At 69.9% G+C, this 10,838-nt stretch carries 12 protein-coding genes and 1 pseudogene; 8 read left to right on the forward strand and 5 right to left on the reverse strand.

Annotation, left to right across the window (positions count from 1 at the left end; translation table 11 throughout):
- Positions 1-114 precede the first annotated feature (114 nt).
- Together ACGFZW_RS38180 and ACGFZW_RS38185 are read right to left on the reverse strand one after the other, a co-directional pair.
- Positions 115-747, reverse strand: a complete 633-nt coding sequence (locus tag ACGFZW_RS38180; protein ID WP_393897935.1) for a WXG100 family type VII secretion target — start codon at positions 745-747, stop codon at positions 115-117.
- A complete protein-coding gene (locus ACGFZW_RS38185) occupies positions 744-1,052 on the reverse strand; it encodes a hypothetical protein (protein WP_393897936.1) in 309 nt (102 codons plus the stop codon). Before ACGFZW_RS38185 ends, ACGFZW_RS38180 begins: the two co-directional genes overlap by 4 nt.
- A 238-nt stretch (positions 1,053-1,290) precedes the next feature.
- On the opposite strand from ACGFZW_RS38185, the gene ACGFZW_RS38190 reads away from it, so the two are divergent.
- The 3 genes from ACGFZW_RS38190 (at position 1,291) to ACGFZW_RS38200 (ending at position 5,838) form a co-directional block, all read left to right on the forward strand.
- Positions 1,291-1,695: a hypothetical protein gene (locus ACGFZW_RS38190; protein ID WP_393897937.1), complete on the forward strand. Its 405-nt coding sequence runs from the start codon at positions 1,291-1,293 to the stop codon at positions 1,693-1,695.
- A 643-nt stretch (positions 1,696-2,338) separates the two neighbouring features.
- Positions 2,339-4,510 (forward strand): ATP-binding protein, encoded by a 2,172-nt coding sequence (locus ACGFZW_RS38195; protein WP_393897938.1) that lies wholly within the window; start codon positions 2,339-2,341, stop codon positions 4,508-4,510.
- Complete coding sequence (locus ACGFZW_RS38200) at positions 4,507-5,838, forward strand: SUKH-4 family immunity protein (protein WP_393897939.1); 1,332 nt, start codon at positions 4,507-4,509, stop codon at positions 5,836-5,838. The genes ACGFZW_RS38195 and ACGFZW_RS38200 overlap by 4 nt, the downstream gene beginning before the upstream one ends.
- Before the next feature lie 129 nt (positions 5,839-5,967).
- On the opposite strand, the gene ACGFZW_RS38205 is transcribed toward ACGFZW_RS38200, so the two are convergent.
- Positions 5,968-6,267, reverse strand: coding sequence for a hypothetical protein (locus tag ACGFZW_RS38205; protein ID WP_393897940.1), 300 nt, complete (start codon positions 6,265-6,267; stop codon positions 5,968-5,970).
- A 56-nt stretch (positions 6,268-6,323) separates the two neighbouring features.
- Entirely contained in the window at positions 6,324-6,872 is a 549-nt protein-coding gene (locus ACGFZW_RS38210) for a hypothetical protein (RefSeq protein WP_393897941.1), read from the reverse strand.
- Between the two features lie 508 nt (positions 6,873-7,380).
- On the opposite strand from ACGFZW_RS38210, the gene ACGFZW_RS38215 reads away from it, so the two are divergent.
- From ACGFZW_RS38215 to ACGFZW_RS38235, 5 genes and pseudogenes are all read left to right on the forward strand, one after another.
- The gene (locus ACGFZW_RS38215; protein WP_393897942.1) at positions 7,381-7,716 is read left to right on the forward strand and encodes a hypothetical protein; all 336 of its coding nucleotides are present in this window, start codon (positions 7,381-7,383) and stop codon (positions 7,714-7,716) included.
- 156 nt (positions 7,717-7,872) lie between these two features.
- Entirely contained in the window at positions 7,873-8,910 is a 1,038-nt protein-coding gene (locus ACGFZW_RS38220; RefSeq protein ID WP_393897943.1) for a PE-PGRS family protein, read from the forward strand.
- Positions 8,911-9,221: 311 nt separating this feature from the next.
- Complete coding sequence (locus ACGFZW_RS38225) at positions 9,222-9,680, forward strand: hypothetical protein (RefSeq protein WP_393897944.1); 459 nt, start codon at positions 9,222-9,224, stop codon at positions 9,678-9,680.
- A gap of 258 nt (positions 9,681-9,938) precedes the next feature.
- Positions 9,939-10,403, forward strand: a complete 465-nt coding sequence (locus tag ACGFZW_RS38230; RefSeq protein WP_393897945.1) for a hypothetical protein — start codon at positions 9,939-9,941, stop codon at positions 10,401-10,403.
- Between the two features lie 78 nt (positions 10,404-10,481).
- A pseudogene (locus tag ACGFZW_RS38235) lies at positions 10,482-10,547 on the forward strand (DUF397 domain-containing protein); the annotation flags it as partial.
- Positions 10,548-10,673: 126 nt separating this feature from the next.
- Here the strand turns inward: ACGFZW_RS38235 and ACGFZW_RS38240 are convergent.
- Positions 10,674-10,838: transposase (locus ACGFZW_RS38240; protein WP_393897947.1), on the reverse strand; the 165-nt coding region annotated here is incomplete at its 5' end.

A 10,838-nucleotide genomic window follows, 5' to 3' on the forward strand; every position in this document is an offset into this window, starting at 1 on the left:
CGGGGGGGGGGGCGCGCCGCCCACCGGGCGCGCCGCGACCCCCCCCCGCCGGGGGGGGGGCCCCCCCGCGCCGGGGCCCCCCCCCACCGCCGTTTCGTGTGACCTGTGCCGGCGTCAGCCGAAGGCTCCGCGCTCCGGCTTCTCGGAGTTCGCCTCCGGCTTCACCTTGGGGGCTTCCTCGGCGGCCGCCGTCGCTTCCGTCCGCCTTCCCTTGGCGACGTTCTGCCCACCGCGCACCGGCGTCCCCTCTTCCGACGGTCCGAAGGGGTTGGGCCCCTGCGGTGCCGTGGAGGTCTCCCACTCGTGCCGTACGGGCGGCCGTTGGCCCTGTCCGCCCCCGCCGCCTCCCTTGCGCAAGGCGCCGCCGAGTCCGTTGGCGAGCTGCCCCAGCGCCATGAAGCCGTAGGCGGCGTTCGTACCCGAGGACTGCGAGTCGCCGCCCGAGGAGCTCTCCGCCTTCGGCGCGCCGTGGCCCTCCTCGGAGTTGCTGTCCGAGGAGGGAGCGGCGGCTGCCGTCTCCAGGTCGGCTGCGGCCAGTTCGAAGGCCGGCAGGGTGTCGTCGACGGACCGCTTCAGCTTGTGCCAGTCCGCGGCGAACGCCTCCCCCGCGGGGCCGTTCCAGTGGGCGGCCGCGGCGGTGCCGACGTGCCGGTCGAGGTCGCGCACGAGCCGGTCGAGGTGCTTGCCCATCTCCCGCCAGCCGGCCGCCGCTTCGTGCAGGGCCTCGGGGTTGCGTCGCTCGGTCACTTGACGCTCCGCATCATCTCGACGAGCTCGTCCTCGGCCGCCTGGGTGTTCGCTACGGTCTCCTTGATGCCGCCGCCGACCTCGGCCAGCCGCTCCTGCAGCTGGGTGAGGGCACGCTCGGCCTGTTCGTACACCTCGCGGTACGGGCGGGCGGCCTCATGGCTGCCGAGCCCCTCCCGCAGCGCCTCGGCGTCCGCGCGTCGTCTGAATGCGGTCAGCTGCCGGCCCAGATCGTCCGCGGATATCTCGAAGGTTGTACCGAGCTTGTGCAGCTCCTCGGTACCGATCCGGACCTCATCCGACATCTTTTCTCCCCGAATTGAATGACAGTGACCTGTCGAACATCGCCACAGGTCTAGCACACCCGCAATAGGGCAGGAGCGGCCCGCGCAGCGGCCGTACAGCGGCGTGCGGAATGCATACGGCTCAATATCCGGCAATACCGACAACCCCGCCTTGACGGCTCGTTCACACCCCTCATTAGACTCTGGACGCGGGTGCAGCACACGCGGTTGCTGTGCCACCACGTTCTAGGGGGCAACCATGGACAAAGAGCGGCAGATCCAGGACGAGGATCTGATGGACGTCGCCGCGGATCCGGAGCAGGCGCACCGGCTCCGGAAGGCGCTGAAGACGCTGGCGGAGAACCCGAATGTGGGTGGCAAGCTCCAGGAGATGGCGCAGGAGGTCCTCTCCGGCAGGATCGGCATGAAGGACGCCATCCAGACGCCGGGCTACATGGACGCGCTGGGCGACCGGATGAACCAGATCCGGCGGGCCGCGGAGGACCAGACGCAGGCCGAACGCGAGGCCTCCCGCGAGCAGTTCGTCGCGTGGCAGAAGCAGCAGGAGGAGCAGGAGGAGAAGGAGCGCGCCGAGCGGGACGGCCCCACGGGGAACATCGTCAGCTCGCCGCGTCGTGGCCGTGGCGGCGGCCACCGGGGCTGATCCGCTCCGTCGGGGGCGATCCGCTCTGCCGGTGGGGTGAGCGCCATGAGGCACTGGCTTGCCGGCGCGTCGGGGCTCGCGGCTCCGGCCAGGGCGGATCGCATGCGGAAGGCCCTGCGTTCGGCCGTTCGAGACGGTCGACCCGGCGGACGGTTCCCAGTCGGCCATCTGACCGGCCCGGCCGGTCACTCCCGCCCGGCCACCGCATTGCGGATCATTTCCGTTGAGCGTTCCGTCGAAATAGCTCATAGGGAAGAAAGCGGAGCATCGGCCGCGCGTAGCGGAAGATTTGCGCAGATCTTCTCCCTTTCCGCACAGGACGGCCCCGCTTTCTCCACACGGAACCACCCGCAATGCACCGGCATCACCTCAAATGACGCCGGGGCGAGCGGACGCCGGAGGCACGGCGAGGCGAGGGCCTGACGGGGATTTCTTCGGATCGCGGTCCGAAAGGGCCCCGTCGCCCGCCCGGAACCGCTCCCCCACGACCGCCGGCGCGTCCGCGCTCCGGCCGGTGCCCTCGGTTCCGCGGCAGGACGGCCCCGGAAGTCCCGCGGGAGCGGCCCTGATCATAGGATCGACGAGGTAAGACGCAGGATCCACGCACAGTGGAGGGCGGGATTTCATGGGGGACGAGGAAGTCATGAGCGCCTCAGGCGAAGGAATCGCCACGACGGCCCGATACACGCCACATCCGTTCATCGGTGGCCGCACCGCCGTGCTCCGCGCACTCGCGGCCTGGCGCATGCGGTGGCCCGGGGCGCCCCGCGTCATCGTGCTCACCGGCAACCCGGGCAGCGGGCGTTCGCGCCTGGTCACCGGCTTTCTGATGCTGTGTGACCCCGAGTACCGCAAGCAGCTGCCGCTGGACGATCTGGACCCGGCTACGGTGCCTCCTGACCTCCCCGCGCCCGCGGTTCCCGGCCCCGCCGGGCGCACCGCGGCCCAGCTGCTGTGGATCATCGCGGACCACTTCGAGCTCGGCGCCGTCCGCGCCGAGGACGTCTTCAGCGAGCTCTCCGCGCGCGAGGAGCCGGTGACGATCGTGGTGCCGGACGTCGACGCCGCGGGGCCGGTGCGCGCCGCTCACGAACCGGCTCGCCTGGTCCGGGAGGTGCTCAAGCCGCTCGCCGCCACCGAGTCGGTGCAGTTGCTCGCCGACGTACCGCGCGAACTGGCCGGGGAGCTCGCCGAGTCGCTGCCCCTCGGCCAGGTCCAGATCATCGATCTCGACGCCCCGGAGTGGGCGGACCCCGACGGCCTGGCGCTGCACGCCGAGACCGGCCTCGATCCGGCCGCCGGAGCGCCCGACCTGCCCTACGCCGCCGACCCGGAGATCCGCAGGACCGTCGCCGAGGCGATGGCCCGCCGCGCCGACGGCAATCACCTGACGGTCCAACTCGCCCTGCAGTCGCTGCTGATGCAGCCCGAGGGCTTCGATCCGTCGGACGAGGAGTTGCTGCCGTCCGATATCGGCGAGGCACTCGACCTGCACGCCCGCCGGCTGGGCGCCGACCCCCGAACGCTCCGGCTGATGCTGGCGCCGCTGGCATTCGCCGAGGGCGACGGCCTGCCGGTCCAGCTGTGGGGGCGGCTCGCGAACGCGGTCGCCGAGCGGGACATGAGCCAGGACATCGCCGACGGCATGCTGCTGGCGGCGCCGTTCATCCAGCCGGTCGAGCCGGCGGACGACGTACCGGAGAGCGGGACCCCGGAAGCCGAAGCGGCCGGGGGCGAGGGGCCCGGCGCCGCCGGTTCGGCGGCCGACCGCCGCACCCTGCTGCGTCTGATGCATCCCGCCGTCGCCGAGGAGATCCGCGCCGGACTCCCCGACGCACGGGAAGCGCAGACCAAGATCGCGATGGCGCTGCTGGAAGCGGTGCCCGAGCAGGACTGGTCCAAGGCCGACCCGTACATCCGCGATCACCTCGCGGCACACACTCTCGACGCGGGGCTGCTCCCACAACTCCTCACCGACCCGAGCATGTTCGCGCACGCCGACCCGGTGACGCTGCGGACCGCCATCGAGGCCGTACCGCTCGGGGAACTCGGCGCCCCGGCCCGTACGTATCTGCGCACCGCTCCCCTGCTCACCCGTTCCCAGCCGTCGGTCCCCCTGCGGGCGGCGCTGCTGGAGTCCGCGTTCGTCGAGGACGGTCTGACGCCTTACGCGGAGGCGCTGCACCGTCTGGGCTTCCCGCTGCCGTGGCGCACCCTGTGGAGCGTTCCGGTCCCCGGGGTCAGCGGAGTGACGGTCGGCTCCCTGCCCCAGGACGACGGCCCCGACGGCGGTTCCGGCGCGGGTCCCGGCCGTGTTGAAGGGTCCGCCAACGACCCGGCCGACGGCACAACCGCTGTCCCGGCGCGCCCGGTGGCCGCCCTCCTGGTCCCCGAGGGCACCCCCGGGGCCCGCTCACTGCCCCGAGCGGAAGATGACGCCGGCGAACCCGGTGGCCCGGCGCTCCTCCTGCACGACCTGTGGGGACCCGACTACCTCGACGCCGACCCGGCCCAGGTACTGCGCCCGTCCGAAGAGGCGCGGGAGGCGGGGCCGTTGGGCCTCAGCCGCGGCGCCGACTACCTGCGCGTCTGGGCACGGGAGAGCCGGCAGGTGGTCGCCGCACTGATCTCCGACACCCCGTTCACCGGTGTCGATCTCTCACCCGACGGCGTCCTCGTCGTCGCCACCGCGCGCGGCGTGACCGCCCGGCAGATCACCGCGCCGCTCCCGGCGGCCGCCCCTACCGTGCCGGCCCAGGCCGTCGGCACCGCTGACGCTGTCGCTTCCCACGGCCTCGAAGGAGACCACTCGTGATCACTCAGGCGCAGGCACAAGCCACCGCTGAACGCTGGCTCAACCCCGAGGGCCACCAGGGGCCGCCGCGCGAGGTGGCCATGCAGGAGTTCGACCTCGGCTGGGTGGTCTGGGCCGTGCCGCCGCCCCCGGAGGTCGACCCGGAGACCGGGCAGCGCCGTCCGCCCGCGGAGATCGGTACCGCCTGCGGCGTCGTCGACCGCGGCTCGGGCGAGCTGACGGTCTGGCCGTCCGTGCCGGTCGACGAGGTCGTGCGGATGTACCAGCAGAAGCACGGCGCCGACGGCGGCGCGGACGCGGCTCCGGCCGCCTCGGAGCCTGTCACCGGCCCCGGCAACACGGCGGTCGCGACGTACGACGACCCGGCCACCGGCGAGGAGACCAGCCTCGCCCGGGTCTCGGCGCCCGGCCTTCCGCCCGCCGAGTACCAGCTGCACGAGGACCTCCTCCAGCTCGGCGTACGCGGTGAGGACGTCCGCGCGGTCCACAGCGACCTGCGCCCCGCGCTGCTGCCCGGCGGCTACCCGGGCGACTTCGTCTTCCGCGCCTTCCCCAACGCCACGTTCTCCTGCACCGAGGGCTACGGCATGCGGCCCGAGGAGCGCGCCGAGGGCGTCGCCGGGCTGCTGCGGCACGTCGAGATGATGCACCAGATCGCCGGGCAGCAGGCCCCGCCGCGGCCGCACCGGGTGCCCGTGCCGCAGAACGTCGAGGCGGCGCCGCCGATGCGCGACGTGGCGCTGGGCAAGCACCTCGCGGAGGTCTTCGGCCGGGAGGAAGTGGTGCGTCCGGACGTGGACGACATCGCCGCGACGCCGCTCCCCGAGGCCGCGAAGGGCACGCTGACCTGGGCCGGACTCCCCGCCGCTGTCCCGTACTTCTTCACCGCCGACCAGGTCGCGAGCCCGCCGCCCGGCGGGCTGTTCACCGATGTGGCCAGTCACCTGCGGGCGGTCGGTACACAGGCCGCTGAGGGCACGCTGGAGACCCTGGCCGGCTACGTCCGGCTCGGCACCGACGGCCTCTACACCGTCGCCGTGCAGTGCACCGCGCCGGAGAACAACCAGGGCCTCATCGGCACCGTCTGGGCGGTCCAGCCCTCGTCGGGCGGCGGCCGCTTCGTCAACCGCACCCTCGCCGCCTACCTGCGCTCGCTCGCCCTGCTGGCGACCACCCGCAAGGAGATGCAGGGCATGGACCCGCGCGCTGCGGGCGCCGCGGTGGCCGCGTTCCAGGAGCAGATCACGGCGATCGACTCGTGGGCCCTGGACGACGACGGCAACTGGTGGTCACTGGTCATCGAGCAGATGTGGCACGGGTTGTTCTGAGGAGCGGTCTCCGGGTGCGCGGGAGCACTTCGGCCGTTCGGGGCGGATGCCCTGGGCGGCCGTCCGCTCGCCGGCGCTACGGGGCGGCAGCCGTCCGGCCACCCCGGGGCCTTCTGCCCCTCCGCCGCCTCAGGGCAGCAACAACCAGTCCGCGGCCAGCGCGGCCGCCAACCCGACGCCCAGCAGCCAAGTGCCCAGCCGGGTACGCCCGTTCCGGCTGAGTTCGATCACCACACCGCAGAGCACCAGCGCGGCTCCGTACACCCCGACCACCAGTACGGACGTACGCGACGCCAGACGCACCACGAGCACCGCCGCCATCGCGGCCATCAGCACTGAGGCCAGGACGATGCGTATTCGCCTCGCCTGACGAGGCGTCAGCCCCACGCGACTCTCGGAACGGGGCTCTTCACTGCCGGGTGCGTCCATGAGCGCAAATGCTACGGGACCCGCGGTCACCCACGCGCCCGGATCCCGGGCACGCCCTAGCCCTCCTGCCGCATCCGCTCGGCGAACATCTTCGACAGCTTGAGGAGGGTGGCGTCGACGGTGCCCGGCAGACGGCGCTCGCCGTACTTCACCGTGCCGATGAAGTTGTCCTCGCGGATCACCAGCTCCTGGTTGTCGTTGTACGACGGATCGATGTCCGCGAACGCAACGCTCCCGGATCCGACCGCCTCGGCCTTCAGGGCCCGATACTTGGTCGGGCTGCTCTGGGCATAGGACTCCCACTTCCTGAAGGCCTTCTTGGCCGTGTAGTCGCTGCGGTACACGACCACGTCGAAGACCGCCGACTTGCTCTTGTCGCTGCTCCCGTATGCGGCATGGCCGACAGCCACAGCGTCCTTGCACCAGCCCGAGGGCTTGTCCGGGGCCACCATGCACTTCTTGGGGGCCTTGGCGCGGCTGAACGGCTCCTTGGTCACGGTCCTGAGCTCGGTCGGCATGCTCTCGCGCGGCGGCAGGATGTCCTCGGCCGCTTCGGCACCCCCCAGCTTCGAACCCGACCCACAGCCCGCCAGCGCGAAGGACATGGCAAGCGTCGTAACTCCGATAGCTCCGACAGCTCCGACCTTCTGCGCCTTCTGGCGCACCCCAATCCCCACAGCGACTCCTCAGATCTCGAACACTCGAACACCGGCCTCACTTGTATCAGGAGCGGATGACCTCACCGCAGCCGCCCGTGGTTGCGTCCCTGTATGACCCAGGCGTAAGCACTCACGACCGGGATCCGCTTTCGCGACATCCCCCTCCACCCACACCAAACCTTCACGCCCCTCCGACCTCAGCCAAATTCACTCAGGTCAACTCATCGCAAAACCAATCCAGTTGAATCGCCACGAACCCAACCGGGCCACCGCATCCCCGCCTTGACACCCCGACGCTCAGATCACCTAATGTGAAGTCATTAGACTCGACTGAGATCACGTGAGTGCGGTCGAGTCATGGGCGTCGAAATCACGGGCCAAGTCACCGGCGAAGCCCCGGACCTCGACTCGACGACGTACAGCATCCGGGAACCGGCGAATACGGGGGGCAGCAGTGGCAGGCAAGGCGTTTGACGTCGATCCGGACGTACTGAGGACACAGGGCAACACGTTCGTCCATATCGGCGGCGATTTCTCCAATGCGGCGAAGAAGCTCAGGGAAGGCGTCAATACGGACGTCGCGGGAGAGGCATTCGAGGGCTGCGACTTCGGTGACATCTTCCTGACGATCTACGAACCCATCGCGAACGGCATGTTCGACTCGATGGACTCCCTCGGCGAACGCCTCGAAGGCATCGGCGACAAACTCACCACCATGGCGAAGCACTACGCCGAGTCCGACGAGCAGGGCATCCACACCATCAGCGCCGTCGGCCGACCCACCATCTGAGGCGACACCGCACCGCTGAGGCACCCCCGGGCCCGCCGCGACAAGCTGCCGCCCCCGCCGCCTCACCCTGCCCCATCCGCCTGACGCCCTGCCTCCGCCCCACACCTCCATTCCACTCAGCACAACTCGGCTATCACCGCACGGGGGACGATTACTGTGTCAATCCAGCTGCCAGGAGGGGTCGACTGGGTTCTCGACCTCCTCGGCTTCAACTGGCCGAACGCCGACGAGGACAAGCTCTTCGAATGCGCCCAGGTCTGGCGCAACTTCGCCGAGGCCGTGAACCAGGCGAACTCCAACGGCTCGACCTCGGCCAACGAAGTCTTCTCCGTCAACTCCGGCGAGGCGGTCGAGGGCTTCTCCAAGGAGTGGGGCGCGTACAACGGCAGCGCGGGCGGCGACAACTACCTCCGCGACGCGGCCATGGCCGCCGAGGTGATCGCGGCCGCCTTCGACGCGGCCGCACTCGCCGTCATCGCGGGCAAGATCGCAGTCATCGTCCAGCTTGTGATCACTGCCGCTGAACTCATCGCTGCTCAGGCGGCCGCCCCCTTCACGCTGGGCCTGTCCGAACTCGGCGCGGCCGGCGCCACCCAGGCGTCCCGCGTGATCATCCGCCAGATCCTCGACAAGCTCAAGCGCGAGGTCATGGAGGCGGCCACCAAGGCGATGGAACACGCCACGATGGACGCCATCAAGAAGCTGACCAAGGACCTCGCCCAGAAGGCGGTGTCCAAGGAAGCCCGCAAGCTGGCAATGGACTACGTCAAGACACAGGTCAAGGAAACGGTGAAGGACACCGTACGCGAGACGGTGGTCGACGCGGCCAAGGAAAAGGCCGCAGAAGCCGGCAAGGAGATGGCGAACAACGTCGCCGAACAAGGCATCGAGAGCCACTTCGGCGCACGCGACGGCATCGACTGGGGCGAAACCGCCGACATCGCCAAGGAAAAGGCCGGCGAATACGTCGACGGCGTCAAGGAAGGCGCCGCCAGCCTCGCCGACCCCCAGACCTACGTCGACCACGCCAAGGAAGACCTCGCCAACCGGGCGGAACACCACACCAACCGCGGCCTGGACCACGCCCAACGCCACGTCGACAACCGCACCGGCGGCGCCGCAACCAACAACCCAGAGGCCACGGACGCGGTCCGCTCGACCGTGACGGACGAGGTCCGCTCGGTCTTCGGCTGACAGGTGCCGCCAACGACGGCCGTGATGCCCTCGGTTTCCATGGATGTGCATCATCCATGGAAACCGAGGGCATCACGCTTCCCCGCAGCGTCTTCACCGCCCAGTCCCTCCGGACCGTTCGCGAGCCCTCCCCTGTGAGACGGCGCTCTTGCCCCGGCACGACGGACGTGGGAGATGGCTCGTTGCGCGCTTGAAGAATCGTTCCCCCCCCCGATGGAAATCTACATCGACTGACGCAGTATCAACGGGGGAAGGGCTTTTCGTGGGTGTCGTGCTGCCGGGCTGGGCGGATGAGCTGCTCGACCTGATCGGTGTCTCGTGGGCCGAACGTCGACGAGGACGACTACCGCGAAATGGCCAACGCCATGCGGGAGTTCGCCGGCGACATAGACGAGGGCGCCAACGAAACGCACACCGCCATCCAGAGCCTGGTCGGCTCGGCGGGCGGATCCCTGGCCATCGAGGCGATGAACGCCCACTGGAGCAAGATCAACGGCACGCACCTCAAAGGACTCGCCGACTGCGGCCGCATGGCGGCCACCGCCATGGACGGCGTCGCCATCCTCATCGAGGGCACCAAAATCGGCGCGCTGGTGCAGTTGGGCATCCTGGCCGCCGAGGTGATCGCCGCCAAGCCGCAGCCCCGTTCACCCTCGGCCTGTCCGAACTCGGCGCACTGGGCGCGACCCAGGCCACCCGCCTGCTCCTCAAGCGCCTGTTCAAAGAGGTCTGCCAACAGGTCGCCGAACAAGTCATCAGCATCGCCCTGACCCCCGTCGAGGAGGCCCTCGGCGCGATGGTCGGCGACCTCGTCGTCCAGCTCGGCGCCAACGCGCTCGGCGTCAAGGACGGCGTCGACCTCGGCCAGACCGCCAAAGCCGGCAAGGACGGCTTCAACCAGGGCGTCCAGGACGCCAAGGACTCCGCCAAGTCCGCCGCCGAAAACCCCATGGAACTCCTCAGCACTGGCGGCCGCCGAGGCGGCGGCGGAGGTCTCGGCGGATCCGGAGGCGGCAGCCACGGCGGCGGTGGCGGCAGCAGCTCCGGCAGCGGGGCCGGCGGCGGGTTCAGCTTCGACAAGGACGAACACGAACCGCGTCGTCACCAGCCTGGAAAGCGCGGGCGGCACCTTCCGCAACAAGGCCGGCGGCAAGATCGGCAAGGCCCGGAGCCACCACGGCCGCACCCGCGGCAAGGACCCCATCGCGGACGCCGCCAACACCATGCTCGACAAGGTCATCGAAGGCATCGAGGACGGCGTCAAGAAAACCGCCAAACACCTCGACGACAACATGACCCGCGGTGTGAAGCAGATGGCCAAGAACCATCACGACAACGACAAGGGCCTGGCCGACCACTTCACGGGGCTCGGGAAGGACGGGAAGGGCGATCCCAAGGCGCCGAATTCCGGCAGAGGCGGCGCGGGCGGAGAGCAGAAGGGGATCAACTACGGCTCAGGGAGAGATCCATGGTGGCATGGTCACAGCTCATGAGATGCGCCATCATCGCCGTCCCCCGGTTGACGTAACCGGAATGGATCGGGAAGGAACATAGAGGAGACGGTGCGGGCCATGCCCGAGTGGGCCTGGTTCGAGAGCAGTTACAGCACTGGTTCGGGCGGCGAATGCGTCGAGATCGCAACTGACGCCGATGCTGTGCACGTCCGTGAATCGAAGGACCACACGGCCCGGGCTGACCGTGCCATCCGCTGCCTGGACCGCATTCATCGGCTTTGCCATAGCCCAGGCGCCTTAGACGTTGTTTCACTTGGTGAGTCGGCGGTAGCAGATGAGGGTTGCGGCTATGCCGACGAAGGCGAGGAAGTGCTCGGGCTTGCGTTCGTAGCGCCGGTGGAGGCGTCGGCAGCCGGCCAGCCAGGACACCGTTCTCTCGACCACCCAGCGGTGGCGGCCGAGCCGCTGTGAGGG

This window comes from Streptomyces sp. NPDC048248 (assembly GCF_043201875.1).
Lineage (GTDB): Bacteria > Actinomycetota > Actinomycetes > Streptomycetales > Streptomycetaceae > Streptomyces.

Bases quoted from the DNA above. Each gene is read 5' to 3' on its own strand.
- ACGFZW_RS38185 (WP_393897936.1), bottom strand. From the start codon at position 1,052: ATGTCGGATGAGGTCCGGATCGGTACCGAGGAGCTGCACAAGCTCGGT.
- ACGFZW_RS38190 (WP_393897937.1), top strand. From the start codon at position 1,291: ATGGACAAAGAGCGGCAGATCCAGGACGAGGATCTGATGGACGTCGCC.
- ACGFZW_RS38195 (WP_393897938.1), top strand. From the start codon at position 2,339: ATGAGCGCCTCAGGCGAAGGAATCGCCACGACGGCCCGATACACGCCA.
- ACGFZW_RS38205 (WP_393897940.1), bottom strand. From the start codon at position 6,267: ATGGACGCACCCGGCAGTGAAGAGCCCCGTTCCGAGAGTCGCGTGGGG.
- ACGFZW_RS38210 (WP_393897941.1), bottom strand. From the start codon at position 6,872: ATGTCCTTCGCGCTGGCGGGCTGTGGGTCGGGTTCGAAGCTGGGGGGT.